The sequence below is a fragment of the Pseudomonas sp. 102515 genome (assembly GCF_031085165.1).
In the GTDB taxonomy this organism is placed as follows: domain Bacteria; phylum Pseudomonadota; class Gammaproteobacteria; order Pseudomonadales; family Pseudomonadaceae; genus Chryseomonas.
On sequence record NZ_JAVHTY010000002.1, the window covers coordinates 70,274 to 95,959 of the forward strand.

The 25,686-nt window shown below is 67.3% G+C and carries 26 protein-coding genes; 9 read left to right on the plus strand and 17 right to left on the minus strand.

Annotation, left to right across the window (positions count from 1 at the left end; translation table 11 throughout):
- Positions 1–70: 70 nt before the first annotated feature.
- The 4 genes from RCF34_RS07340 to lipA all read left to right on the plus strand — a co-directional run bounded on the left by RCF34_RS07340 (position 71) and on the right by lipA (position 3,236).
- Entirely contained in the window at positions 71–1,231 is a 1,161-nt protein-coding gene (locus tag RCF34_RS07340; protein ID WP_308707591.1) for a D-alanyl-D-alanine carboxypeptidase family protein, read from the plus strand.
- Positions 1,232–1,304: 73 nt separating this feature from the next.
- Complete coding sequence (locus RCF34_RS07345; RefSeq protein WP_058762176.1) at positions 1,305–1,580, plus strand: DUF493 domain-containing protein; 276 nt, start codon at positions 1,305–1,307, stop codon at positions 1,578–1,580.
- Positions 1,580–2,236, plus strand: a complete 657-nt coding sequence (gene lipB, locus RCF34_RS07350; RefSeq protein ID WP_308707592.1) for a lipoyl(octanoyl) transferase LipB — start codon at positions 1,580–1,582, stop codon at positions 2,234–2,236. The genes RCF34_RS07345 and lipB overlap by 1 nt, the downstream gene beginning before the upstream one ends.
- 1 nt (position 2,237) lies before the next feature.
- A complete protein-coding gene (gene lipA / locus RCF34_RS07355; RefSeq protein WP_308707593.1) occupies positions 2,238–3,236 on the plus strand; it encodes a lipoyl synthase in 999 nt (332 codons plus the stop codon).
- A 118-nt stretch (positions 3,237–3,354) separates the two neighbouring features.
- Here the strand turns inward: lipA and pgm are convergent, their stop codons facing one another.
- Both pgm and RCF34_RS07365 read right to left on the minus strand, forming a co-directional pair.
- Positions 3,355–5,019 carry a phosphoglucomutase (alpha-D-glucose-1,6-bisphosphate-dependent) gene (gene pgm, locus RCF34_RS07360; protein ID WP_308707594.1) on the minus strand — a complete coding sequence of 555 codons (1,665 nt, stop codon included), beginning with the start codon at positions 5,017–5,019 and terminating at the stop codon, positions 3,355–3,357.
- A 159-nt stretch (positions 5,020–5,178) separates the two neighbouring features.
- Entirely contained in the window at positions 5,179–5,928 is a 750-nt protein-coding gene (locus RCF34_RS07365; protein WP_308707595.1) for a sulfite exporter TauE/SafE family protein, read from the minus strand.
- 28 nt (positions 5,929–5,956) lie between these two features.
- Between RCF34_RS07365 and RCF34_RS07370 the strand changes: the two genes are divergently transcribed.
- The gene (locus tag RCF34_RS07370; RefSeq protein ID WP_308707596.1) at positions 5,957–6,937 is read left to right on the plus strand and encodes a LysR family transcriptional regulator; all 981 of its coding nucleotides are present in this window, start codon (positions 5,957–5,959) and stop codon (positions 6,935–6,937) included.
- Between the two features lie 42 nt (positions 6,938–6,979).
- On the opposite strand, the gene RCF34_RS07375 is transcribed toward RCF34_RS07370, so the two are convergent.
- The 5 genes from RCF34_RS07375 to leuS form a co-directional block, all read right to left on the minus strand.
- Positions 6,980–8,302, minus strand: a complete 1,323-nt coding sequence (locus RCF34_RS07375) for a lytic murein transglycosylase (protein ID WP_308707597.1) — start codon at positions 8,300–8,302, stop codon at positions 6,980–6,982.
- Positions 8,303–8,386: 84 nt separating this feature from the next.
- A complete protein-coding gene (arfA, locus tag RCF34_RS07380) occupies positions 8,387–8,548 on the minus strand; it encodes an alternative ribosome rescue factor ArfA (RefSeq protein WP_158896189.1) in 162 nt (53 codons plus the stop codon).
- An 89-nt stretch (positions 8,549–8,637) separates the two neighbouring features.
- A complete protein-coding gene (gene holA, locus RCF34_RS07385) occupies positions 8,638–9,675 on the minus strand; it encodes a DNA polymerase III subunit delta (protein ID WP_308707598.1) in 1,038 nt (345 codons plus the stop codon).
- Between the two features lie 48 nt (positions 9,676–9,723).
- Entirely contained in the window at positions 9,724–10,338 is a 615-nt protein-coding gene (gene lptE, locus RCF34_RS07390; RefSeq protein WP_308707599.1) for an LPS assembly lipoprotein LptE, read from the minus strand.
- A gap of 25 nt (positions 10,339–10,363) precedes the next feature.
- On the minus strand, positions 10,364–13,027 hold the full coding sequence (gene leuS, locus RCF34_RS07395) for a leucine--tRNA ligase (protein WP_308707600.1): 2,664 nt from the start codon (positions 13,025–13,027) through the stop codon (positions 10,364–10,366).
- 177 nt (positions 13,028–13,204) lie between these two features.
- Here leuS and RCF34_RS07400 point away from each other — a divergent pair, with 177 nt between their 5' ends.
- Together RCF34_RS07400 and RCF34_RS07405 are read left to right on the plus strand one after the other, a co-directional pair.
- Positions 13,205–13,528 carry a hypothetical protein gene (locus RCF34_RS07400; protein ID WP_308707601.1) on the plus strand — a complete coding sequence of 108 codons (324 nt, stop codon included), beginning with the start codon at positions 13,205–13,207 and terminating at the stop codon, positions 13,526–13,528.
- A gap of 41 nt (positions 13,529–13,569) precedes the next feature.
- Positions 13,570–14,331: a YdcF family protein gene (locus RCF34_RS07405; protein ID WP_308707602.1), complete on the plus strand. Its 762-nt coding sequence runs from the start codon at positions 13,570–13,572 to the stop codon at positions 14,329–14,331.
- Positions 14,332–14,338: 7 nt separating this feature from the next.
- Here RCF34_RS07405 and lnt read toward each other — a convergent pair whose 3' ends face one another.
- From lnt to RCF34_RS07435, 6 genes are all read right to left on the minus strand, one after another.
- Positions 14,339–15,886: an apolipoprotein N-acyltransferase gene (gene lnt, locus RCF34_RS07410; RefSeq protein ID WP_308707603.1), complete on the minus strand. Its 1,548-nt coding sequence runs from the start codon at positions 15,884–15,886 to the stop codon at positions 14,339–14,341.
- A gap of 266 nt (positions 15,887–16,152) precedes the next feature.
- Complete coding sequence (locus RCF34_RS07415; RefSeq protein WP_308707604.1) at positions 16,153–16,989, minus strand: transporter associated domain-containing protein; 837 nt, start codon at positions 16,987–16,989, stop codon at positions 16,153–16,155.
- A 7-nt stretch (positions 16,990–16,996) separates the two neighbouring features.
- The gene (gene ybeY / locus RCF34_RS07420) at positions 16,997–17,452 is read right to left on the minus strand and encodes an rRNA maturation RNase YbeY (RefSeq protein ID WP_308707605.1); all 456 of its coding nucleotides are present in this window, start codon (positions 17,450–17,452) and stop codon (positions 16,997–16,999) included.
- Positions 17,442–18,458 (minus strand): PhoH family protein, encoded by a 1,017-nt coding sequence (locus RCF34_RS07425; protein ID WP_308707606.1) that lies wholly within the window; start codon positions 18,456–18,458, stop codon positions 17,442–17,444. The genes ybeY and RCF34_RS07425 overlap by 11 nt, the downstream gene beginning before the upstream one ends.
- 100 nt (positions 18,459–18,558) lie before the next feature.
- Positions 18,559–19,932 (minus strand): tRNA (N6-isopentenyl adenosine(37)-C2)-methylthiotransferase MiaB, encoded by a 1,374-nt coding sequence (miaB, locus tag RCF34_RS07430; protein WP_308708250.1) that lies wholly within the window; start codon positions 19,930–19,932, stop codon positions 18,559–18,561.
- 86 nt (positions 19,933–20,018) lie between these two features.
- On the minus strand, positions 20,019–20,423 hold the full coding sequence (locus RCF34_RS07435) for a Rid family hydrolase (RefSeq protein ID WP_308707607.1): 405 nt from the start codon (positions 20,421–20,423) through the stop codon (positions 20,019–20,021).
- A gap of 120 nt (positions 20,424–20,543) precedes the next feature.
- On the opposite strand from RCF34_RS07435, the gene RCF34_RS07440 reads away from it, so the two are divergent.
- Positions 20,544–21,467 carry a LysR family transcriptional regulator gene (locus tag RCF34_RS07440; protein WP_308707608.1) on the plus strand — a complete coding sequence of 308 codons (924 nt, stop codon included), beginning with the start codon at positions 20,544–20,546 and terminating at the stop codon, positions 21,465–21,467.
- 65 nt (positions 21,468–21,532) lie between these two features.
- Positions 21,533–21,868: a DUF1820 family protein gene (locus tag RCF34_RS07445; RefSeq protein WP_308707609.1), complete on the plus strand. Its 336-nt coding sequence runs from the start codon at positions 21,533–21,535 to the stop codon at positions 21,866–21,868.
- A 215-nt stretch (positions 21,869–22,083) separates the two neighbouring features.
- On the opposite strand, the gene RCF34_RS07450 is transcribed toward RCF34_RS07445, so the two are convergent.
- The 4 genes from RCF34_RS07450 to RCF34_RS07465 all read right to left on the minus strand — a co-directional run bounded on the left by RCF34_RS07450 (position 22,084) and on the right by RCF34_RS07465 (position 25,571).
- The gene (locus RCF34_RS07450; protein ID WP_027597185.1) at positions 22,084–22,629 is read right to left on the minus strand and encodes a tetratricopeptide repeat protein; all 546 of its coding nucleotides are present in this window, start codon (positions 22,627–22,629) and stop codon (positions 22,084–22,086) included.
- A 211-nt stretch (positions 22,630–22,840) separates the two neighbouring features.
- A complete protein-coding gene (hemL, locus tag RCF34_RS07455) occupies positions 22,841–24,127 on the minus strand; it encodes a glutamate-1-semialdehyde 2,1-aminomutase (protein ID WP_308707610.1) in 1,287 nt (428 codons plus the stop codon).
- A 20-nt stretch (positions 24,128–24,147) separates the two neighbouring features.
- A complete protein-coding gene (gene thiE / locus RCF34_RS07460) occupies positions 24,148–24,777 on the minus strand; it encodes a thiamine phosphate synthase (RefSeq protein WP_308707611.1) in 630 nt (209 codons plus the stop codon).
- Positions 24,774–25,571 (minus strand): bifunctional hydroxymethylpyrimidine kinase/phosphomethylpyrimidine kinase, encoded by a 798-nt coding sequence (locus RCF34_RS07465; RefSeq protein WP_308707612.1) that lies wholly within the window; start codon positions 25,569–25,571, stop codon positions 24,774–24,776. Before RCF34_RS07465 ends, thiE begins: the two co-directional genes overlap by 4 nt.
- Positions 25,572–25,686: the final 115 nt, after the last annotated feature.

Sequence of the window (25,686 nt, forward strand, 5' to 3'; positions counted from 1 at the left end):
CGTGGATCGACGTGGACCGAGCGGTCTGGGTCCGCTGCTCCTGCCATACCCCAACCTTTCAGAGATTCGGATGACAATCGCAAAACTCGCTCGACGCCTGCTCCTCCTAGTAACGATCGCCTGTGTCCCGGCCGTCTGGGCGGCCGAGACAATGGTTCCGGCGGCGCCCCAGCTGGCCGCCAAGGCCTGGATTCTCATGGATGCCAACAGCGGCGCCGTGCTCACCGAATCCAACTCCGACCAGCGCCTGCCGCCGGCCAGCCTGACCAAGCTGATGACCGCCTACATCGCCACCCTGGAAATCAACCGGGGTCGCATCAAGGAATCGGACATGGTCACCGTCAGCGAGCACGCCTGGCGTACCGGCGGTTCGCGGATGTTCATCAAGGTCGGCACCCAGGTGTCGGTCGGCGACCTGCTGCACGGCATCATCATCCAGTCCGGCAACGACGCCAGCGTCGCCCTGGCCGAGCATATCGCCGGCAGCGAAGACGCCTTCGCCGACATGATGAACACCACCGCGCAGAAGCTGGGCATGCAGAACACCCACTTCATGGACGCCACCGGCCTGCCGGATCCGAACCACTATTCCTCGGCCCATGACATGGCCATCCTGGCGCGCGCCATCATCAACGCCGATGCCCAGCACTACGCCATCTACTCCCAGAAGGAGTTCTTCTGGAACAACATCAAGCAGCCCAACCGCAACCTGCTGCTGTGGCGCGACAAGACCGTCGACGGCCTGAAAACCGGCCACACCGACGAAGCCGGCTACTGCCTGGTGGCCTCGGCCGTGCGCGACGGCATGCGGCTGGTCGCCGTGGTGTTCGGCACCAACAGCGAACAGGCCCGCGCCGCCGAGACCCAGAAGCTGCTGACCTACGGCTTCCGCTTCTTCGAGACCCAGTCCTTCTACAAGAAGGGCACCGAGCTGGCCAAGGCGCCGGTATGGAAGGGTGACACCCGCGAAGTCCAGGCCGGTCTGGCCAACGACCTGACCATGACCCTGCCGCGCGGCCAGGCCAAGAAGCTGCACGCCGAGATGGTGCTCAATCCGCAGCTGATCGCGCCCATCGCCCAGGGCCAGGTGATCGGCAAGGTCGAGGTGAAGCTGGATGACAAGGTGGTGCACACCGCCGACCTGGTCGCCCTGCAGGCGGTCGAGGAGGGTGGCCTCTTCCGTCGCCTGTGGGATAGCATTCGCCTGTTCTTCTACGGGTTGTTCAACTGATCCGTCACCCTGCAAAGGCCCGCATCTGCGGGCCTTTCACCCCCTGCCGACAAGGGTCGGCCTGGAAGTCCGCATGACCGAAGACGTTCAACCCCCCAAGATCGAATTTCCCTGCCCGCGCTATCCCATCAAGGTGATCGGCGATGCCGGTGCCGACTTCGCCGAACTGGTGCTCGACACCGTCCAGCGCCACGCGCCGGATCTGGACCGCGGCACCCTGGTGACCCGCGACAGTCGCAATGGCCGTTTCCTCTCCGTGCAGGTGCTCATCACCGCCACCGGCGTGGACCAGCTGCAGGCCATCCACCAGGACCTGCGCGCCACCGGCCGCGTGCACATGGTGATCTGATGACCACTCCCGCCCCGGCCAGCCTGGGCGTGCGCCGCTGGGGCCTGCGGCCCTACGAGGCGACCCTGGAAGCCATGCGCCGCTTCACCGACGCGCGTGGCCCGGCCACTCCCGACGAACTCTGGCTGCTGCAGCACCCCGCGGTCTTCACCCAGGGGCAGGCCGGCAAGCCCGAGCACCTGCTCGCCGTGGGCGACATTCCGGTGGTGCAGGTCGATCGCGGCGGCCAGGTCACGTACCATGGCCCCGGTCAGCTCATCGCCTATGTGCTGCTGGATGTTCGCCGCAAGGGCCTGGGCGTGAGAGAATTGGTCAGCGCCATGGAAGACAGCCTGATCGCGCTGCTCGCCGACTGGGGCGTGCAGGCCGCGGCCCGGGCCGATGCGCCGGGTGTCTACGTGGACGGTGCCAAGATCGCCTCCCTCGGGCTGCGCATCCGCAATGGCCGGTCCTTCCACGGCCTGGCGCTCAACGTTGACATGGATCTGGCACCCTTCCGCCGGATCAACCCCTGCGGTTATGCCGGCCTGGCCATGACCCAGCTCCGCGATCTGGTGACCGGGCCACTAGCTTTCGACGAGGTCCGCGAGTCTCTGGTCCGTCACCTGAGTCTGCGCCTGGGCTACCCCGAACCGATCACCCTGGAATCGGATTGACATGACCACTACAGTACAAGACAGCGTCCAGACCCTTACCCCGCCCGCCCGACCCAGCAAGGTGGAAGCCGGCGTCAAGCTGCGCGGCGCCGAAAAGGTCGCGCGCATCCCGGTAAAGATCATTCCCACCCAGGAGCTGCCGCGCAAGCCGGACTGGATCCGCGTGCGCATCCCGGTCACTCCCGAGGTCGAGCGCATCAAGCAGTTGCTGCGCAAGCACAAGCTGCACAGTGTCTGCGAGGAGGCCTCCTGCCCCAACCTGGGCGAGTGCTTCTCCGGCGGCACCGCCACCTTCATGATCATGGGTGACATCTGCACCCGCCGCTGCCCCTTCTGCGACGTCGGCCACGGCCGGCCGAAGCCGCTGGACGTGGACGAGCCGAAGAACCTGGCGGTGGCCATCGCCGACCTGGGCCTGAAGTACGTGGTCATCACCTCGGTGGACCGCGACGACCTGCGCGACGGCGGTGCCCAGCACTTCGTCGACTGCCTGCGCGAGATCCGCAAGCTGACCCCCGGCATCCAGCTGGAGACCCTGGTGCCGGACTATCGCGGTCGCATGGACGTCGCCCTGGCCATCACCGAGCAGGAGCCACCGGATGTCTTCAACCACAACCTGGAGACCGTCCCGCGCCTGTACAAGGCCGCGCGCCCGGGTTCGGACTTCGAGTGGTCGCTGGACCTGCTGCAGAACTTCAAGAAGCGCGTGCCCCAGGTGCCGACCAAGTCCGGCCTGATGCTGGGCCTGGGCGAGACCGACGAGGAAGTCATCGAGGTCATGCAGCGCATGCGCGAGCACGAGATCGACATGCTGACCCTCGGCCAGTACCTGCAGCCCTCGCGCAACCACCTGCCGGTGCAGCGCTTCGTCCACCCGGATACCTTCGCCTGGTACGCCGAGGAAGGCGCCAAGATGGGCTTCAAGAACGTCGCCTCGGGTCCGCTGGTGCGTTCGTCCTACCACGCCGACCAGCAGGCCCACGGCACCAAGATCAACTGATCCTGGCGTCGTCATGAAAAAGGGCAGCCCGGGGCTGCCCTTTTCTATTGCGGATATGAACACCTCACCCCACCCCTCCGCCGAGGGCGGGAGAGGGGTGGGGTGAGGGCGCGCGCTACTAGCCGCGGAGCACGCCGTCCACCAGTGCCTTCGCTTCCTCCTGGATGCGCCCCAGGTGGGCTTCGCCCTCGAAGCTCTCGGCGTAGATCTTGTAGACGTCCTCGGTGCCCGAGGGCCGGGCGGCGAACCAGCCGTTCTCGGTGACCACCTTGAGGCCACCGATGGCGGCGCCGTTGCCGGGGGCCTCGGTGAGGATGGCGGTGATCGGCTGGCCGGCCAGCTCCTTGGCGGTGACCTGGGCGGCGGAGAGCTTGCTCAGACGAGCCTTCTGCTCGCGGTCGGCGGCGGCGTCGATGCGCTGGTAGACCGGGGCGCCGAAGCGTTCGGTCAGGCCCTGGTAGCGCTCGCCTGGGTCCTTGCCGGTCACGGCGGTGATTTCCGCGGCCAGCAGGCCGAGGATGAGGCCGTCCTTGTCGGTGGACCAGGCGCCGCCGGCCTTGCGCAGGAAGGACGCGCCGGCGGATTCCTCGCCACCAAAGCCCAGGCTGCCATCCAGCAGGCCGTCGACGAACCACTTGAAGCCTACCGGCACCTCCACCACCGGGCGGCCAATGCCCTGGGCGACGCGGTCGATCATCGACGAGGACACCAGGGTCTTGCCGATGCCGGCCTGCGGGCTCCACTGCGGACGATGGGTGAAGAGGTATTCGATGGCCACCGCCAGGTAGTGGTTGGGATTGAGCAGGCCCACCGAGCGGGCGACGATGCCATGGCGGTCATGGTCGGTGTCGCAGGCGAAGGAGACGTCGAATCTGTCCTTGTTCTCGATCAGGCCGGCCATGGCGTGGGGCGAGCTGCAGTCCATGCGGATCTTGCCGTCCCAGTCCAGGCGCATGAAGCGGAAGGTGGGGTCGACGCGGGTCGACAGCACTTCCAGCGGCAGGCCATAGCGCTCGGCGATGCGCGGCCAGTAGTGCACCCCGGCACCGCCCAGGGGATCGACGCCAAAGGTCAGGCCGGAGCCGCGGATGGCGTCCAGGTCGATGACCTGGCCCAGGCCGCCGACATAGCTGTCGAGGAAATCGAATTTATGGGTGGTGGCGGCCTTGAGCGCCTGGCGGTAATCCATCCGCTTGACGCCGTCGAGACCGGCCACCAGCAGGGCATTGGCGCGGTCCTGAATACTTTTGGTGACGTTGGTATCGGCCGGGCCGCCATTGGTGGGGTTGTACTTGAAGCCACCATCGGCGGGCGGATTGTGCGACGGGGTAATGACGATGCCGTCGGCCAGACCCGAGCTGCGGCCGGCGTTGTATTCGAGGATGGCGTTGGACAGCGCCGGGGTGGGGGTATAGCCCGGCTCGCCATGGGTCTCGGCGCAGCCGGCGTCGATACGGACTTCCACGCCGTTGGCGGCGAGCACTTCCAGGGCGGAGATGAAGGCCGGTTCGGACAGCGCATGGGTGTCCATGCCCATGAACAGCGGGCCGTCGACGCCCTGGGCCTGGCGGTATTCGCAGATGGCCTGGGTGATGGCGAGGATGTGCCACTCGTTGAAGCTGCCCTTGAGCGAGGAACCGCGGTGCCCGGAGGTGCCAAAGGCTACTTGCTGACCCGGATCGCTGGGGTCGGGGCGATCGCTGTAGTAGCGCGCCACCAGGCGCGGCAGGTGGGTCAGGGTGTTCTCGTCGGGAAGGCGTCCTGCATTGGGAGCGAGCGTCATGAAAGCGTCCTGTATACGTCGGAAAGAGGCAGCGGTCAGGCACAAGGCCGGGTCTGAAGGATCACCGTGGCACGGCGACCGTTCAGTTACGCCCATAGACCGTGCTGCCCGTCGAAGGTGCAGCCTACACCGGCTGGACCTGAGAACGCTGTGACGGGCTCAGCCAAGATAGCCCAAGCGCAGCAGATAATGCAGGACGGCGTAGGCCCCCAACAGCAGCAATCCACCAAAGAACAGGCGGCGGAACAGGCGCTCATCGAGACGCTGGCGCAGGCGCTGGCCCAGCCCCATGCCCAGGAGGGCGGGTAGCAGCAGCAGACTGGAAGCACCCAGGTGCTCGACCGCCAGCGCTTCCTGCCGCCAGAGGCCCACCAGCAGGGCCAGGGTGGCGACGGTGAAGGTCAGCCCCAGGGCCTCGATCAGCTGTTCCTTGTCCAGCGCCAGACTCTGCAGATAGGGCACCGCCGGCAGTACGAAGACGCCGGTCATGCCGGTGATCAGACCCGTGACGAAACCCACCAGCGGAGCGGCCTTGGCTGCATGACGACCTGGCGCGGGCAGGCGCCAGCCCGTCCAGCCGACCAGGCCGTAGGCGACCAGCACCGCGCCCAGCGCGGCAGCGAGTCCGGCGCCATCGCCCCCGGTCAGCAGCGGGATGCTGAGCAGGGTGCCCGGCACCAGTGCCAGTTGCAGCGGCAACAGGCGTTTGAGCGTTTGCCAGGGCGAGGGACCGGCGCAGAATTGCCAGACGTTGGTGAGCAGCGAGGGAATCAGCAGCAGGGCGGCGGCTTCGGCCGGCGTCATCAGCAGCGCCAGCAGACTCATGGCGACGGTGGGCAGGCCCAGGCCGAGCACGCCCTTGGTCAGCCCCGCGAGCACGAAGATCAGGATACAGAGCAGCAAGGTCATGGTCGCCTCCTCGGGTGGAGGCGTTACCATGGATTCCAGGACCGCAGGTGAGAAGCCGGGATTGGCGAAGGCTGCCTACGGTCAACACAGAGGCTCGCCGCCGATGCGCTACGACCTGCTCGACCTGCGTCTGTTCCGCCACGTCGTGGCGGCGCGCAGCATCACCCTGGGCGCCGAACGGGTCCACCTGGCACTGCCTTCCGCCAGTGCCCGCATCAAGGCCCTGGAAGACAGCCTAGGAACGCCGCTGCTGATCCGCCACGCGCGTGGCGTACGCCCCACGCCGGCTGGCCTGACCCTGGAGCGCCATGCCCGGGCGATCCTGTCGCGGCTGGAGGAAATGGACCAGGACCTCGCTGGCGCGGTGGCGGACAGCCGTACACGGGTGCGGCTGTTGGGCAACGGTGCCGCGGTGATGGAGCATCTGGATGAACCCCTGGCCGATTTCCTCCAGGCGCAGCCTAGGGTGGACGTGGACGTCGAGGAATCGCCCAGCCCGCGTATCGTGCTGGCGCTGCGTGAGGGGCGTGCCGACCTGGGAATTTTCGTGGCGGCGCCGGGTTTGGAGGATCTGCAGGTCCGGCCCTTCCGCGATGATCCTCTGGTGCTGGTCGCTGCGCCGGGTCGCCTGACGTGCAGGGACGGCGAGGCGGTCGACTTCGCCGGACTGCTCGAGCAGCCCTTCGTCGGGCTGTCCCGTGGCAATGCCTTGCAGCTGCATGTGGAAGCCCAGGCGGCGCAGTGGGGCCGGGAGCTGGCAATCCGTATTCGGGTACCGAGTCCGATCCAGGCCTGTGCCCTGGTCGCCCGTGGCCTGGGTGTGGCCATCCTGCCAGTCGCGAGCTTGGTCCGTGCGGGACAGGGCTTGGCGCTGGCCAGCCACCCGCTGCGCGATGCCTGGGCGCGTCGCGAACTGGTCTGCCGGGACTTCAACGCGCTGTCGCCAGCGGCGGTAGCCTTGCTGGAGGTGCTGGTAAGGGCCGGAAGGGAGGGTGTCGAAGCAGGCTGATCGCGACCCGATCTCGGTTGAGAGATGGGTCGCGATCAGGCGTCAGCTGCGCAGTTTGTCCAGCAACTGATGGTTGGGATAGCCGTCGGCGGGCCAGCCCTGGGACTGCTGGTAGGCGCGGATGGCCTTGCGGGTGTTGGCGCCGATGATGCCATCGGCACTGCCCGGGTCGAGCCCCAGGGCGGCCAGGCGCTGCTGCAGTTCCACGCGCTCGCTGCGGCTCAGCGGCAGATCGTCGGTGGGCCAGCTGCCGGCGATCTGGCCGGCGTCGCGATAGCGCTCCGAGAGCAGCGCCACGCCCAGGGCATAGGAGCTGGAGTTGTTGTACTTGAGGATGGTGCGGAAATTGTTGAACACCAGGAAGGCCGGGCCGCGATGGCCGGCGGGCAGCAGCAGCGAAGCGCTGTCGCTCGGCTGGGCGGCCGGTCGCGGCAGGCCGAGGCCCTGGATGCCCAGGGCGTTCCACTCGGCCAGGCTCTTGCGCACGCCCATGTCGGCCAGGCTGTAGTCGAAGTTGGCCGGTACCCGGACCTCGTAGCCCCAGGGCTTGCCGTCCTGCCAGCCGGAGGCCTTGAGGTAGTTGGCGGTGGAGGCCAGGGCATCGGCGGTGGAGCCCCAGATGTCGCGGCGACCGTCGCCGTCGAAGTCCACCGCGTACTGGTCGTAGGTGGTGGGGATGAACTGGGTCTGGCCCATGGCGCCGGCCCAGGAGCCGATCATGCGGTCGGCGGTGACGTCACCGTGCTGCAGGATGCCAAGGGCGGCGATGAGCTGGTCCTGGGCGAAGTCCGGGCGGCGACCTTCGTAGGCGAGGGTGGCCAGGGAGCGGATGACGCCCTTGTTACCCATGTTGTTGCCGTAGTTGCTCTCCATGCCCCAGAAGGCCACCAAGCGCGCGGGCTCGATGCCATAGCGGGCTTCCAGGGACGCCAGTAGCCCGGCCTGCTGGATCAGCAGACTCTTGCCATTGCGCACCCGCAGGGGCGAGACGGCGGATTCCAGGTATTCCCAGACCGGCTTGGTGAATTCCGGCTGGCTGCGATCGGCGGCGATCACCGCCGGATCGGGTTGCACGTCAGCGAAGGCCTGGTCGAAGGTGGCGGCGGAGATGCCCCGGCCCAGGGCCAGTGCGCGGAAACGGCTGCGCCATTGCTCGAAGCTTTCGTCCGGCTGCGGCATGGCCTCGGCCGCCGAGGAGGGGGCGTTCGCCGCGGGTGCGGGTTTGGACGAGGAGGGCGAAGAGGGCGCCGCGGCGGGCGTCGTCGGAGTCTGGGCGCAGGCGGCCAGGGCGGCGGTCAGCAGGGTGACCAGGGTTCCGGCGAGGAGGCCGCCGGTCTTGAATCCGCAGGTTTTCCCGAATTGCATCTGTCTCCACCGGACGTCTAGGCAGGAAGGCTCACCTTAGCACGGCCCGGGTCCCGACGTCTGTCAGGCGTCTGCACGCGGCTTTCAGGCAGCCAGAAAGACCGAAGCCTTCTCGTCTTGCAACGAGAAGGCTTCGCGGCGGTAGCTGCCTTTGCCCTTGGCGGGTTTTTCCTGGCGCGGGCGATAACGGGGATCGCTGACGAGGACCTTGGCCTTGTTGGGGCCGCGGCTGTACTTCTTGGCCATGCGTGCGTGCTCCGGGGGTTGGGGATTCCCCCTTGATGGGGGCACGCCAGTCTATTGCAAGGGCTGGGCATTACAAGCGCCGGCCAGCGCTAGGACCTGGGCAGGGCCAGCCGCTTGCCGGCGAGCGTCAGCGCTAGGCTGGCCAGGGTCAGCCAGACTTCGCCGGGCGCCTGGCCCTTGATCTGTTCGTCGGCGACCTGGGCCTCGCGCAGCAGGGCTTCCAGCCGGCGTGCATCCTGGCGCTGCAGGGCGCGGCTGACCAGCGGGCGCCGCTTGTCCCACACCGGCGGCTTGACCTGGGTGAAGGCGCGTTCCAGCGACGTGCCGCTTTCCTGCAGATGGGCCAGGTTGGCGAGCAGGCGAAGTTCCCGGGCCAGGGCCCAGAGCACCACGGCGGCTTCCACGCCTTCGCCGCGCAGGCCTTCGAGGATGCGCAGGGCATGTTCCGCATCGCCGGCCAGGGCGGCATCCAGCAGGCCGAAGACGTCGTAGCGGGCGCTGTCGGCCACCGAGGCGCGTACGGTCTCGGCATCCACCTGGGAGCCTTCGATGAGCAGGCGGAGCTTTTCGATTTCCTGGGCCGCGGCCAGCAGGTTGCCTTCCACCCGCTCGGCGATCAGTTCGACCGCTTCGGGGGTAGCGGCCAGCCCCAGGCGCGACAGACGCTGGCTGATCCACTGCGGCAGCTGCGCCAGTTCCACCGGCCAGATCTGCACGAATTGCGCCTGCGGGTGCTCCAGCAGGGCCTTGGCCCATTTGGTCTTCTGGGCGGCGGCATCCAGGCGCGGCAGGCTGATCAGCAGCAGGGTGTCTTCGGCGGGGCGGGCCAGGTAGTCGAGCAGGGCGGCGGAGCCCTTGTCGCCCGGCTTGCCGGTGGGCAGGCGCAATTCGAGGATGCGTTTCTGGGCGAACAGTGAGAGGCTGGCACCGGCCTCGTAGAGACGACCCCAGTCGAAACCGGCATCGACGTCGAAGACCTCACGCTCGTCGAAGCCCTGGGCGCGGGCCGTGCCGCGAATGGCATCGCTGGCTTCCTGGCAGAGCAGCGGCTCATCGCCACTGACCGCATAGACGGCGGCCAGCGAGCCCTGGAGCTGCTTACCGAGCTGGTTGGCGTTGAGTTTCATGCTGAACCGGAATGGCAAACCGGAGCCTTGCGGCTCCGGATGCGGCGCTTAGCGCGCGGGGGTGGGGATGTCGATCGGCGACTGCTGCGGCGGGACGGACTCGCGGGCGCGGCGGTCGGCGTCGGCCTTGGCGGCGGCGCGAGCATCGGCGTCGCGCTGCAGCTTCTCCAGGCGCTCCGGTGTCAGGGCCTGCAGGCGGGCTGCCAGCTGCTGTACCAGTTCGCGGCGCATCTCGCGGCGCAGCTGGTCCCTCTGCTGTTCGGAACCGACGATGTTGTTCTGGTCGGTCACGTAGTAGCGCTGGGTTTCCAGGTAGTCGCTGACCAGTACCGCCTGGTTCTTGCCGACGATGGTGTAGGGCTGACGGGTGGTCAGCTCGACCTCGGCACTGCGGGCGCCGCTGGTGTAGCTGGCGGTGCGCTCGCTCTGGGCTTCGCCGCCCAGATCCAGGGTGTAGGGCGCGCCCGAGCTGACCCGCACATGGGCGTCCTCGAGCATGTCGCGCACGTCCTTGACGGTCTGGCCGTAGGCGTCGCGCGCCGTCAGGTTCAGCTCGTTTAGGCTCAGGCGGGTTTCGCCGGTGCCGCGCAGCTGGAAGCCACAGGCGGTCAGCAGGGTCGCCAGGCCGACTACCGCAAGGCCGGGGAGAATCCGTTTCTTCATCTGTTGTCTGCTCCGTTCGCGTGTCTTAGTTGGCGACGATGTTGACCAGTTTACCCGGGACCACGACGACCTTGCGGATGGTCAGGCCCTCGGTGAAGCGTGCCACGTTCTCGTTGGCGCGGGCGGCGGCCTCGATGGCCTCGCGGCTGGCGTCGGCCGGTACTTCGATCTGGCCGCGCAGCTTGCCGTTCACCTGGATGACGATCTGCAGGCTGTCCTGCACCAGGGCGCTTTCGTCCACCTGTGGCCAGCGGGCATCGATGACCGCATCGCGGTGGCCCAGTTGCTGCCAGAGACCGTGGGCGATGTGCGGGGTGATGGGCGCCAGCAGCAGGGTGACGGCCTCCAGGCCCTCCTGCAGCAGACGGCGATCAGCGTCGCTGTCCTGGGCGGCCTTTTCCAGCACGTTCATCAGGGTCATGACCGCGGCGATGGCGGTGTTGAACTTGTGATGCTGACCGATATCCTGGCTGGCCTGGCGGATGGCCAGGTGGATGGCGCGACGCACCTCCTTCTGGGCCGGCGACAGCTCGCCGAGGGCACCGGCGCTCGGCAGGCCCTGGGTGACGTGGGCCTGGGCCAGACGCCAGACGCGACGCAGGAAGCGGCTGGCACCCTCGACGCCGGAATCGGACCATTCCAGGCTCATGTCCGGCGGCGAGGCGAACATCATGAACAGTCGGCAGGTGTCGGCGCCGTACTGGTCGATCATCGCCTGGGGATCGACGCCGTTGTTCTTCGACTTGGACATCTTCTCGACGCCACCGATTTCCACCGGCTGGCCATCGCTCTTCAGGCGCGCCCCGATCACCTTGGCCTTGGCATCGCGTTCCACCTCGACATCGGCCGGATTGAACCAGTCCTTGCTGCCGTTGGGATTCGTGCGGTAGTAGGTCTCGGCCACCACCATGCCCTGGGTCAGCAGGTTCTCGAAGGGCTCGTCGGAATCGATCAGGCCCTGGTCGCGCATCAGCTTGTGGAAGAAGCGCGAGTAGAGCAGGTGCAGGATGGCGTGCTCGATGCCGCCGATGTACTGGTCGACGGGCAGCCAGTAGTTGGCTTCTTCCTTGTCCAGCATGCCGCCGGTGAAATTCGGCGAGGCATAGCGGGCGAAGTACCAGGAGCTTTCGACGAAGGTGTCCATGGTGTCGGTTTCGCGGCGGGCCGGCTGGCCGTTGCGCGGATCGACGGTCTCGTAGAATTCCGGCATGCGCGCCAGGGGTGAGCCGGCGCCGTCCGGCACCACGTCCTCGGGCAGCACCACCGGCAGCAGGTCGGCCGGCACCGGGATGTCGACGCCGTCGTCGCCATGGATGATGGGGATCGGGCAGCCCCAGTAGCGCTGGCGGCTGATGCCCCAGTCGCGCAGGCGGAACTGGGTGCGCGGCTGGCCCAGGCCCTTGGCCTGCAGATCGGCGCCGATGGCGTCGAAGGCGGCGTCGTAGGCGAGGTTGTCGTAGGCACCGGAATTGATCAGGAAGCCTTCCTTGCTGCCGTACCAGTCCTTCCACTGCACCGGGTCGAACTGGTAGCGCTCGTATTCCGCGGGGCTGTAGTCGTCCGGATTGGCCAGCACGCGGGTGGCGTCCGCGGTATCCACCACCTGGACGATGGGCAACTGGTACTTGTTGGCGAATTCGAAGTCACGCTCGTCGTGACCGGGCACGGCCATGACCGCGCCGTCGCCGTAGTGCATCAGCACATAGTTGGCGACCCATACCGGCAGGCGGGCGTCGGTCAGCGGATGGCGGACGAACAGCCCGGTGTCAAGGCCCTTCTTCTCCTGGGTGGCGATGTCGGCTTCGGCGACGCCGCCGCGCTTGCACTCGTCGATGAAGGCCTGCAGCTCGGCGTTGCCCTGGGCGGCCTGGGTGGCCAGCGGGTGTTCGGCGGCCACGGCGACATAGGTGGCGCCGAGCAGGGTGTCGGGGCGGGTGGTGAAGACCTTCAGGGTGCCTTCGGCGCCGATGCTCTCCTGGTCATAGGGGAATTGCACCTCCATGCCGCGGGACTTGCCGATCCAGTTGCGCTGCATGGTCTTGACCTGCTCGGGCCAGCCGGGCAGGCCGTCGAGGGAGGTCAGCAACTCTTCCGCATAGTCGGTGATGCGGAAGTAGTACATGGGGATCTCGCGCTTCTCGATCAGCGCACCGCTGCGCCAGCCGCGGCCGTCGATGACCTGCTCGTTGGCCAGTACGGTCTGGTCCACCGGGTCCCAGTTCACCGTGCCGTTCTTGCGGTAGATGATGCCCTTCTCGAACAGCTGGGTGAACAGCCACTGCTCCCAGCGATAGTAGTCGGGCTTGCAGGTGGTGACCTCGCGGGACCAGTCGATCGCCAGGCCCAGGCTCTGCAGCTGGGACTTCATGTAGGCGATGTTCTCGTAGGTCCACTTGGCCGGGGCCACGCCGTTCTTCATGGCGGCGTTTTCGGCGGGCATGCCGAAGGCGTCCCAGCCCATGGGCTGCAGGACGTTCTTGCCCAGCATCCGCTGGTAGCGGGCGATGACGTCGCCGATGGTGTAGTTGCGCACGTGCCCCATGTGCAGCTTGCCGCTGGGGTAGGGGAACATCGACAGGCAGTAGAACTTCTCCTGGCCCGGGCGCATGGTGGCCTTGAAGGACAGATTCTGGTCCCAGAAGGACTGGGCGGCGGCTTCTATTTCGCGGGGCTGATAGTGTTCGTGCATGGGCGTGTCGAGGGCTGCAGAGGCGTTTGATCGAGCCGCCAAGCATACATGACCCCCCGAGCGCGGGGAAATGTCCCGGGCTGTCGCTTGTTTCGCACTCCACGGGAGGCAGGGTTGGAAGGGCCGTACTAGGCTGATCAAACGTCCGTTCACTTATCCGGGAGGATGATCGCCATCATGGGAAAGTTTCGACGCGAGTCCGAAAAGCTGCCCGTCGACGTGCGCCTGCAACGGCGCCTGGCGCTGGCGCTGGATGAGGCGGCTACCCAGGAGCGCCTCTATGACAGGGCCAACGGGGAGGTCGAGGTGCAGGGCCTGAGCCCGGCCGAATACGCCCTGGTCAAACGCTGGCTGGAGCGCCATCGGGCGACCGACGCCGCCCTGGCCTGTTGCCTGGGCTGCGGCCGGGTCCAGGCGGCGGGGTCCTTCTGCGCACAGTGCCAGGGTCGGCAACTGTTGGCCGAGAGTCCTTCTGCCCCGGTCGGCGCTCCCCTACACTAGGTGCCGCCGCGACCCGGAGGTCGCCCCCGACCGGAGGGACCATGGGTCTGCGCTATTTCTTCAAGCAACTGCTGCTGCCACCGGGCGGCCTGCTGCTGCTCCTGCTGCTGGGCTGGTGGTTGCGCCGGCGCTATCCGCGCCTGGGGCTGGTCTGCTTCGTGGGCGGTCTGCTGGGTCTCTGGGCCAGTACCTTGCCGGTCGTGGTGGAGACCGGCGGTCGGCTGCTGGAACATGATGCCGCCCTGCCCGAGGCGCGCTGGACGACCCTTGCCCGGCAGGCCGATGCCATCGTGGTGCTGGGCGCCGGTCGTGAGGTGGACGATCCGGGCTGGGCGGGCGATGCCGCCAGTCACCTGGCGGTGGAACGGCTGCGCTATGCGGCGCGGCTGGCCAAGGCCAGTGGACTGCCGGTGCTGATCACCGGCGGCTCGCCCCATGACCGCCCGCTGAGCGAGGCGGCGCTGATGACCGAGGTGATGGAACGCGACCTGGGGGTGCCGGTGCGTTGGCAGGAAGGTGCCAGTCGCACCACCTGGGAGAATGCCACCCTGAGTGCGCCGCTGCTGCGCGAGGCCGGGGTGACGCGGGTAGTGCTGGTGACCCAGGCCTATCACATGGCCCGTTCGCGCTGGTGTTTCGAACGGCAGGGCTTGCAGGTGGTGGCCGCCCCCATGGGCTTCATCGGTATTCCCAATGCCCGGCCCTTCGGTGGCTGGCTGCCGGAAGCCAAGGCGGTCGAGCAGACCGCCCAGTTGCTCAACGAGGCCGCCGGGCTGCTGCTCTATCCGCTCGCCTATCGCTAGTGCTCGCCTAGCTCTGGGTGACCACCAGCGGCGCCTCTTCCGGACGATCCTGCCGACGCAGCAGCAGGCCCCACAGCAGCACCAGGGCGGAAAAGATCGCCAGCGGCCAGAGGCGGTAGTGCAGATAGGGCGTCAGGCCATCCATGGGTACCACGCTGCCCTGCAGCACGCCGACCTCGAAGGCCGGGATCTGCCGGCTGATGCGACCGAAGGGGTCGACCAGGGCCGTGATGCCGTCGTTGGTGACCCGCACCAGCCAGCGTCCGCTTTCCAGGGCGCGCATCTGCGCCATCTGCAGGTGCTGTTGCGGACCGATGGACTTGCCGAACCAGGTGTCGTTGCTGATGGTGAGCAGCAGCTGACTCTGGGCCGCCATGCTGGCGACGAACTCCGGATAGACCACCTCGTAGCAGATGTAAGGCGCCACGCGATAGCCCTTCACCTGCAGCGGCTCCTGCTGCTCGGGACCGCGGACGAAGTCGGACATGGGCAGGTCGAAGAAGCCAATCAGCCCGCGCAGGTATTCCTGCAGCGGTACGTATTCGCCGAAGGGCACCAGCTTCTGTTTGTAGTAGGTGCCCGAGCCGTTGCCGACCGCGGTGATGCTGTTGAAGTATCGCGACTCGCCCTCGGCGTCGCGTTCCCGCGCGGGCAGGCCGGTCACCAGGGCGCCGCCATGGGCCGCCACCTGGGCGCCTTCGGCGGCGAGGAAGTCACTGACGTATTCGCGCAGCACGGGAATGGCGTTTTCCGGCCAGACCACCAGATCGGCATCGGTCTGCTCGGCGGTGCGGTCGCGATAGAGCGCCAGGGTGGCGCGGGCGTGGTCGGGATTCCACTTGAGTTCCTGGGCGATGTTGCCCTGGACCCCGGCGACCTTGAGCGGCGCGCCGGCCGGCTGCGTCCAGACCTGGCCCTTGAAGACGTCGCCGGCCACCCAGGGCAGGGTCACCAGCACCAGGCCCGCGACCAGGGCGAGGGGCCGCACGATCAGGCGCGGGGCGTTGACCAGCAGGGCCGCGGTAAAGGCCAGCACGGCGGAGATCAGCCAGACGCCGCCCAGCGGAGCCAGGCCCTGCAGGGGGGCGCTGAGCTGGCTGTAGCCGAGCAGCAGCCAGGGAAAGCCGGTCAGTGCCCAGCTGCGGAACAGCTCCAGGGCGAACCAGAGGCCGGCAAAGGTCAGGGCGTCGCCCAGGGGCGCCTGGTTGCGTCTGAGGCACAGCGCCCAGAGTCCGGCGGGCAGGGCGAAGAACAGGGCGATGCCGGCGCAGAAGCCCACGGTGAGAAAGAGCGCCAGGGGTACCGGCGCGGCGCCGTAGGTGTGGATGCTGACGTAGATCCAGCTGGTGCCGGCGAGAAAGGCGCCGAAGCCGTAGCACCAGCCGCGCAGCAGGGCGCGCCAGGCACCGAGACCCTTGAGGCCCAGGTAGAAGAGGCCGGCGGACAGCACTGCCAGCGGCCAGATGTTGAAGGGGGCCAGCGCCAGGGGGGTGAGGGCACCGGCGAAGAGCGCCAGAAGGTTGCCCTTCCAGCCAGGTTGAGAGATCCAGCGCATCGAAAATCCTTGGTCCGATCGAGGCTGCGCAAGCTTACTCGTCAGCGCGATTCAGTGCCAAAGGCGCTTGAGGGAGAGCGAGCCAAGTCGCAGACGGGAGAGAGAAGCCATGGCGGCCATGGCGATCCGTAGGTTGGGCTGAGACGGCTCTATCGTCGAAGTCCAACAGTCGTGAAGTCGAGGCAAGGCCTGTTGGGCTTCGCTGCGCTCAACCCAACCTACGGCGATCCGTAGGAGGGCGCGCGATGGGTATGGCCTGGGCCGTGCTAGCGGTTGATCGGGGTCACGCGCAGCAGGTGGATGCGCCGGCCGTCGGCGTTGAGCACGCGGAAGCGGAAGTCGTCGATCACCGTTTCCTCGTTGCGCTTGGGCAGGTGGCCCAGGCGATTCATCACCAGGCCACCGGCCGTGTCGGCCTCGGCATCGGCGAAACGGGTCTCCAGGGTCTCGTTGAGCGTCTCGATGGGGGTGAGCGCCTTGACCACGAAATCGCCGTTGGGCAACGACTTGATGAAGCTCTCTTCCTCCACGTCGTGCTCGTCCTCGATCTCGCCGACGATCTGTTCCAGCACGTCCTCGATGGTCACCAGGCCGGCGACGCCGCCGTATTCGTCCACCACGATGGCCATGTGGCTATGGGTCGAGCGAAATTCACGCAGCAGTACGTTGAGGCGCTTGGACTCGGGCACGAAGGTGGCCGGGCGCAAGGCCGTCTTGAAGTCGAAGACCCGCGCAGGGTCCAGCAGCAGCGGCAGCAGGTCCTTGGCCAGCAGCAGGCCGAGCACGTCGTCGGGGCCGTCGCCGATCACTGGATAGCGGGAGTGCGCCGCCTCGATCACCGCCGGCAGGAATTCCGCCGGGGTCTGGTGGGCGCGGATGCTGATGATCTGCGAGCGCGGCACCATGATGTCGCGCACCTGCAAGTCGGCCACCGAGATGGCGCCCTCGACGATGGACAGTACCTCGCTGTCGAGCACCTTGTTCTCGTGCGCCTCGCGCAGCAGTTCCAGCAGTTCCTGGCGACTCTTGGGTTCATGGGCAAAGGCCTGGACGATGCGTTCCAGCCAGGAACGATGCCCAGTGCCTGATCGATCTTCGTTCATGTGTCTGTCATTCACCGTAGGGATCGGGGTAGCCCAGTTCAGCGAGCAATTGGCGTTCCAGGTCTTCCATCTCCTCGGCTTCGTCATCTTCCAGATGATCGTAGCCGAGCAGGTGCAGGCAGCCGTGGATGACCAGGTGCGCCCAGTGCGCTGCGGCGGGCTTGCCTTGCTCGGCGGCCTCGCGGGTCACCACGGGGGCGCAGATCACCAGATCGCCGAGCAGGGGGATATCGAGGAATTCGTCCGGCACGTCGGCCGGAAAGGACAGCACGTTGGTGGCGTAGTCCTTGTGCCGCCAGGTGCGGTTGAGCTCCCGGCCTTCGTCTTCGTCCACCAGGCGGATGGTGAGTTCCGAGTCGCCCTGGCGGGCGCGCAGGGCGCGTTCACACCAGCGGCGTAAGTCCGGCTCCTCGGGGAGGTCGGCCGCCTCGCTGGCGACCTGGACGTCCAGTTCAATCGCCATGGCGATCCTCTCCCTGAGCGCGCGGCTTGTCCTGCAGCGCCTCGAAGCGGTCGTAGGCCTCGACGATGCGCTGCACCAGCGGGTGGCGCACCACGTCCTTGGACTCGAAGTGGGTGAAGCCAATGCCCGGCACGTCGCGCAGGACCTCGATGACGTGCTTGAGACCCGACTTGGTGCCGCGCGGCAGGTCGACCTGGGTGACGTCGCCGGTGATCACCGCGGTGGAGCCGAAACCGATCCGGGTCAGGAACATCTTCATCTGCTCGAGGGTGGTGTTCTGACTTTCGTCGAGAATGATGAAGCTATTGTTGAGGGTGCGGCCGCGCATGTAGGCCAGCGGCGCGACCTCGATGACCTGGCGCTCGATGAGCTTGGCCACCTGCTCGAAGCCGAGCATCTCGTAGAGGGCGTCGTACAGCGGGCGCAGGTAGGGATCGATCTTCTGCGCCAGGTCGCCGGGCAGGAAGCCGAGCTTCTCGCCGGCTTCCACCGCCGGGCGCACCAGCAGGATGCGGCGGATCTGCTCGCGCTCCAGGGCGTCCACGGCGCAGGCCACGGCCAGGTAGGTCTTGCCGGTACCGGCCGGGCCTATGCCGAAATTGATGTCGTGATCGAGGATCGACTTGACGTAGCGCTGCTGGTTGGCGCCACGCGGGCGGATCATGCCCTTCTTGGTGCGCAGGGCCACGCTGGTGTCGCCGCCGCCGCGGCGCTCTTCCTGCAGGGCTTCCAGACCGGATTCCTGCAGGTAGAGGTGGACCAGTTCCGGGGCCACCGCGGTGCCGCTGGCGGTCTCGCGATAGAGGCGCTGCAGGAGGTTCTGGGCCGCGCGGGTGCGCTCGGGATCGCCGACCAGTTCGAACTGGTTGCCGCGATTGCGGATCTCGATGCCGAGACGGCGTTCGATCTGGCGCAGATTTTCATCGAGCTGGCCGCACAGGTTGGCGAAACGGTCGGCATCGAAGGGTTCGAGGGTGAAATGCTGGAGCGTCTGGGGGGTATTCAAGGTGTGCTGGGAAACCCTTTGGATTGGCTTTACGAAAACTTGACGTAGCTTGAGAGTAACCTGCGTCGCGCCCTTGGCAAAGGGCGCGTGCGACCATCCATCAGGCCAGCGCGACGGCGACGGGCGGGCGCGCACCGCTGGCGACGGGGGCCAGCAGGGTACCGCGCAGGGAGTGCGGCAGGGCCTCGTCGATGTGCACCTGGACGAACTGGCCGATCAGGCTGGCGTCGCTGCAACGGAAGTTGACGATGCGGTTGTTCTCGGTGCGGCCCTGCAGCATGCCGGGATCGCGCTTGGAGAAGTCGCTCACCAGAATGGTCTGGACGCTGCCGGCCATGCGCCGGCTGATCTCGAAGCCCTGCTGGTGGATGCGTGTCTGCAGGATCTGCAGGCGCTGCTTCTTGAGTTCGTCGGGGGTGTCGTCGACCAGGTCCGCCGCCGGGGTGCCGGGACGGGCGCTGTAGATGAAGGAGAAGGAGAAGTCGAAACCGACGTCCTCGATCAGCTTCATGGTCTGTTCGAAGTCCTTCTCGGTCTCGCCGGGGAAGCCGACGATGAAGTCCGAGCTGATGCAGATGTCGGGCACCGCCGCCTTGAGCCTGCGGATGCGCGACTTGTATTCCAGCGCCGTGTGGTTGCGCTTCATGGCCGCCAGGATGCGATCCGAGCCGGCCTGCACCGGCAGGTGGACGAATTTCACCAGTTCCGGGATCTCGGCGTGGGCCTGGATCAGGGCGTCGGAGAATTCCAGCGGGTGCGAGGTGGTGTAGCGGATGCGGTCGATGCCGTCCACCGCCGCCACCACATAGAGCAGCTCGGCGAAGTCGGCGATGCGGCCGTCGCCGGTGGCGCCGCGATAGCCGTTGACGTTCTGACCCAGCAGGGTCACCTCGCGCACGCCGTGTTCGGCGAGGTGGATGATCTCGGCGAGGACGTCGTCCAGCGGCCGGCTGACCTCTTCGCCGCGGGTATAGGGCACCACGCAGAAGGTGCAGTACTTGCTGCAGCCTTCCATGATGGAGACGAAGGCGCTGGGGCCGTCGATGCGCGGCTCGGGCAGGCGGTCGAACTTCTCGATCTCGGGGAAGGAGATGTCCACCTGGGGTGCCCGGGTGGTGCGCGCGGTGTCGATCATCTCCGGCAGGCGATGCAGGGTCTGGGGCCCGAAGACCACGTCGACATAGGGCGCGCGGTCACGGATGGCAGCGCCTTCCTGGCTGGCCACGCAGCCGCCGACGCCGATCACCAGGTCGGGATTCGCCAGCTTGAGTTCGCGCCAGCGACCGAGCTGGGAAAACACCTTTTCCTGCGCCTTCTCGCGGATCGAGCAGGTGTTGAGCAGGATGACATCGGCCTCGGCCGGATTCTGGGTGACTTCCAGCGGCTCCCGTTCGCCGAGCAGGTCGACCATGCGCGACGAATCGTATTCGTTCATCTGGCAGCCATGGGTTTCGATATAGAGCTTCTTGGACATGCGCGGCAGGGAGTCGGTGGCGAGTGGACCGCGCATTATAGTGATGGCCCTCCGGACGGGGAAGAGCCGCCCGGAAGGCGGTCGGTCTAGGCCTGGGCAGCGCCCTCCGGCAGCCGGGCGATGACCTTGATCTCGAAGCGAAAGCCGGCCAACCAGGTGGCGCCGACCGCGGTCACCGTGGGGTAGGGCGCCGTGCCCCAGTGCTCCAGCAGCACTGGCCAGATCCGTTCGAAGCTGGCCTCGGCATCGATCATGAACAAGGTGACGTCCACCACGTCGGCAAAGGCGGCGCCGGCCGCGGCGAGCACGGCGTCGAGGTTGGCGAAGGCGAGGCGGACCTGATCTTCCAGCTCCGGCTCGGGTGAGCCGTCGGCGCGGCTGCCGACCTGCCCGGAGACGAAGAGAAAGCCGTTGGAACGGATGGCCGGTGAATAGCGGTGCTGTTCGTAGAGGGCATGGCGCTGGGCGGGAAAGACGACGTCGCGGGTCATGGCGGGGCTCCGGTGGGGATCGCTGGGGTCACCTTAGGCGCCGCCTGTCCAGGGATAAACCCGGCCCGGCGGTCAGCATTGTTTGTACAATCCAAACAATCCCCTGTTTCAGGAATCGGCATGGATCTGTTCGCCGCGATGCAGACCTTCGTGCGGGTGGTGGAAGCCGGCAGCTTCACCCGCGCGGCCGAGACCCTCGGCAGCAGCCGCACCCGTGTCACCCAGCAGGTGCAGCAGCTCGAAGCGCGCCTGCAGGTGCGCCTGCTCAATCGCACCACCCGGCAGGTGCAGGTCACCGCCGACGGCGCCGCCTACTACGAACGCTGCCTGGGCGTGCTGGCTGCGGTGGACGATGCCGAGACGGGGCTTTCGGTAGCCACCCGCACGCCCCGTGGCCGCCTGCGGGTGGACGTGCCCAGTCCGCTGGCACGGCTGATCCTGATCCCGGCCCTGCCGGACTTCTTCCAGCGCTATCCGGACATCCAGCTCGAGTTAGGCGTCAGCGATCGCCAGGTGGATCTGATCGGCGACAACGTCGATTGCGTGATCCGCGGCGGTCGCATCCGCGAGCAGTATCTGGTGGCTCGGCCATTGGGGGCGCTGCGGCTGGGTTGCTATGCCGCGCCGGCCTACCTCGCCGCCCAGAGCACGCCGCTTCATCCCGTCGAGTTGGCCGAGGCGCCGCACCGGGTGGTGCGGTTTCTCTGGGGCGCGGGAAAGGGCTTTCCCTATGCCCTGCAGCGCGGCGTCGAGCGCCTGGAGTTGCAGAGCCGGCACAGTCTGGAAGTGGACGATGGCAATGCCTGCCTGGCCGCGGGGCAGGCCGGGCTCGGGGTGGTCTGCCTGCCGCACTATCTGGCGGCGGAGGCGGTCGCCCGTGGCGAACTGGTCAGGCTGTTCGCGGACTGGCAGGTGGCACCCATGCCGCTGTATCTGGCCTTCGCGCCCAATCGTCATGTCAGCGCCAAGTTGCGGGTCTTCATCGACTGGGTGAGCGCGGTGGTCGCCGAGCGCGCCTGGCTGGAAACCCCCGGCGAACGCTGACGGCAGCCAGGGACGGCGTGCTATGCTCGCCGCCCCCTTTTTCCTCGGCGAACCCCGCGTCCACCATGAGCTCATCCCCCAGCAAGCCGGCCATCTACAAGGTCATCTTCGTCAACCAGGGTCAGGTCTTCGAGATCTACGCCAAGCAGATTTTCCAGAGCGATCTCTGGGGTTTCCTGGAGATCGAGGAACTGGTGTTCGGCGAGCGCACCCAGGTGGTGGTGGACCCGAGCGAGGAAAAGCTCAAGGCGCAATTCGAAGGCGTGGTGCGCAGCTTCGTGCCCATGCATTCGATCATCCGCATCGACGAGGTGGAGCGCCTGGGCCAGCCCAAGATCAGCGAAGCCAAGGGCGGCACCAATGTCATGCCGTTTCCCATGCCGCTGCCCGACAAGCCCTGAGAACCTGCCCAAAGTCTGCTGCGCGTCGGCCAAACGGCGTTGAAAATGGCCTGGGTCGCCAGCCCTAGCTGGGCGGCCCCGTCGCAATGCTCATTCACTCCTTGTGAACGCGAGCGCGACGCCGGTCCGCTTCCTAAGCCGTTTTCGTGGGGCCGCCTAGGCCTTGTTTGTCTCTAGCTCGCAAGACGTTGAACAGGTTCTGCCCGTACGCTGGATCAGTTCTGCGGCGGCTGGAAGGGGTTGAGGTTGCCCGCGGTCTGCATGTCCTGCAGATAGTCGCGGAAGATCTGCCCCAGCACCTGGGTGGCCATCTCCAGCTCGTCCCGGCGCATCTGGGCACTGACCAGGTCGGCGGTGTCCATGGCTTCGTCGTTGCCATTGATGGCGGCCATCTTCAGCACGATGTAGGCCTGGATGTTGTTGGGCGGTACGCCCTCGCCGCGAAAGAACATGTTGCCGAGGCGATTCTGCGCATCGGCATTGCCCTTGAGCGAAGCCTGCTCGAACCACTGGCGCGCCTGGTTGAGGTCCTTGGGCGTCTGCTTGCCTTCGTAGTAGAAGTCACCGAGTTCGTACTGCGCCTGGGAGTCGCCGTCGTGGGCGATCTGCTGGCAGCGGGCGATCGCCTGCGCCAGGGCTTCGTTGGCCAGATTCAGGTTGCAACGGCTGGTGCTGGGGACAAGCAGCGAATTGCCGCCGGCCAGGGCGACCAGGGGCATGAGGATCAGGGCTGCGCACAGGGTACGGCCAGCGCGGTGCATGAAGCGCCTCCACGAGCGAGGCAGGTTCGGAGAACCCGGCCGGCGAAACGCGCCGACATCTCATTATGGGTCAAGCCGACGCACGCTTTCAAAACCTTTACGCGCAACGGCGGAACTTTTTTACCTGTGACGCCGGCCACTCAACTAGGTGTGAGGCCGGCAGGGCAGAGAGGTTCCACCAGCGAGACGAACGACACCTGTCAGACGAGTCCTAGTCCTTGAAGGTGGCGAAGGCGCGCTCGGCGGCGTCCAGGGTGATGCGCAGTTCCTCGTCGCCATGGGCGATGGAGGTGAAGCCGGCCTCGAAGGCGCTGGGTGCCAGGTAGACGCCACCGTCCAGCATGAGGTGGAAGAAGCGCTTGAATCTCTCGCTGTCGCTGGCCATGACATCGCTGAAGGTGACGATGTCTTCGGCGCCGCTGAAGTAGAGGCCGAACATCCCGCCCGCCTGGGTGGTGACGAAGGGCACACCAGCGGCATCGGCGCGATCCTGCAGGCCCTGCAGCATGCGCGTGGTGTAGTCGGTCAGCTCGGCGTGGAAACCGGGGCGGCGGATCAGCTGCAGGGTGGTGAGGCCGGCGGCCATGGCCAGCGGATTGCCCGAGAGGGTGCCGGCCTGGTAGACCGGGCCGAGCGGGGCGATCTTTTCCATGATCTCGCGCTTGCCGCCAAAGCAGCCCACCGGCATGCCGCCGCCGACGATCTTGCCGAAGGTGGTGAGGTCCGGGCGGATGCCGTAGTGCGCCTGGGCACCACCCAGGGCGACGCGGAAGCCGGTCATGACCTCATCGAAGATCAGCACCACGCCGTAGCGGTCGCAGAGGCTGCGCAGCCCTTCCAGGAAGCCTGGCGTGGGCGGTACGCAGTTCATGTTGCCGGCCACCGGCTCGACGATGATGCAGGCGATCTGGTCGCCGACCTCGGACAGGGTCTCCTCCACCTCGGCCAGGTCGTTGTAGGCCAGGGTCAGGGTGTGCTGGGCGAAGGCCGCCGGGACGCCCGGGGAGCTGGGCACGCCCAGGGTCAGGGCGCCGGAGCCGGCCTTGACCAGCAGGCTGTCGGAGTGGCCGTGGTAGCAGCCCTCGAACTTGATGATGGTGTCGCGCCCGGTGTAGCCACGCGCCAGGCGGATGGCGCTCATGGTCGCCTCGGTACCGGAGCTCACCATGCGCACCATTTCCATGGACGGCACGATCTCGCAGATGAGGTCGGCCATGGTGGTTTCCAGGGCGGTCGGCGCGCCATAGGAGAGACCGTGCTCCAGCTGGCGGCGCACCGCATCGAGCACGTCCGGATGACTGTGGCCGAGGATCATCGGCCCCCAGGAGCCGACATAGTCGACGTAGCGCTTGTCATCCTCGTCGACGATATAGGCGCCCTGGGCGTGCTTGAAGAACAGCGGCGTGCCGCCGACGCTCTTGAAGGCGCGGACCGGCGAGTTGACGCCACCGGGGATGTGGCGCTGGGCCTGGTCGAAGAGTTGCGCGGAGCGGGACATAGGGGTCTCCTTGAGCGGGATCAGGCCGCGAACAGCTGGGCGAAGGCGCGCGCACGGCGCTCCACCTCGCCCGCGCTGGCGGCGGAAAACAGACTGTGGACGACGGCGAGCAGATCGACGCCGTGGTCGAGCAGGTACGGGGCGTTGTCCAGGGTGACACCGCCGATGGCGCAGACCGGCCGGTTGAAGCGGCGGCGGGCCCGGTCGAGCAATTCCAGGGGCGCCGGCGGGGCATCCGGCTTGGTGCTGGACGCGAAGAAACGGCCGAAGGCCAGGTAGCTGACACCGGCCTGGGCTGCGGCCTCGGCCAATTCCAGACTGGCGTGGCAGGTGCCGCCGAGTACGGCGTCCGGGCCCAATTCGGCGCGGGCCTGGGCCAGGGAGCCGTCTTCCTGGCCCAGATGCAGGCCAACACCCAGCTGGCGGGCCAGGGCGAGGTCGTCATTGATGATCAGCTGGGCGCCATGCTGCCGGCACAGTTCGGCGAGGGCGGCGGCTTCGTCCTGGCGACGGCTGGCGTCATGCGACTTGTCGCGGTACTGCACCAGCCGGGCACCGCCCTGCAGGGCGGCCTCGACATAGGGCAGCAAGCGACCCTCGGCGAGCAGGGCGCTGTCGGTGATGGCATAGAGGCCGCGTAGCGGGCTCATGAGCAGAAATCCAGCGGCAGGCGGCGTGGCACGTACTGACCGCGCCCGGGGCGCTCGGCGTCCCTCAGGGTACGCCAGGTGTAATCCAGGGCGCTGCGCACCGCGCTGGGCAGGGCTTCGCCCAGGGCCAGGCGCCCGGCCAGGGTGCTGGCCAGGGTGCAGCCGGAGCCGTGGTAGCTGCCGGGCAGGCGCTGGCAGACGTGGGTCTCGCAGCCACCGGCGCGGTCATAGAGGCGGTTGTGCACCTCGTGTTCCTCGCCATGGCCGCCGGTGATAAGGAGGTGGGCGCAGAAGGGCAGCAGGCGCTCGGCGCACTGCTCCGGGGTGCCTTCGGGCAACTCGGCGAGGATGCGCGCCTCGGGCAGGTTGGGAGTGGCGATGGTGGCGCGCGGCAGCAGCCGCTCGCGGATGGCGTAGCCGACCTCGTCCTTGCCCAGGGCGCCGCCGCCACCGGCGCGCAGCACCGGATCGCAGACCAGGGGCACGCCGGGCAGGGCCTCCATGATCTCCAGCACCGTCTCGACCATCTCCACCGAACCGAGCATGCCCAGCTTGACCGCCGCCACCGGCAGGTCGGCGATGATCGCCCGGGCCTGGGCCAATACCCACTCGCGATCCAGCACCCGGAAGTCCAGCACGTCGACGGTGTCCTGCACGGTCAGCGCGGTGACCGCCGGGGCGGCGTGGCAGCCCTGGGCGATCAGGGCTTCGATGTCGGCCTGCAGTCCGGCGCCGCCACTCGGATCGTGGCCGGACAGGCAGAGGACGACGGGACGTTGGGGTTCGAGGGTCATGGACGTCAGCCTAGCAAGGGGAAAAGGGGCGCAGCGGCCGGGCGCCGCAGGGAGTGGCACCCTACAACGACCTCGCGCCCCGCGCCACCCGTTGACATGGGACCCGGATCGGGAC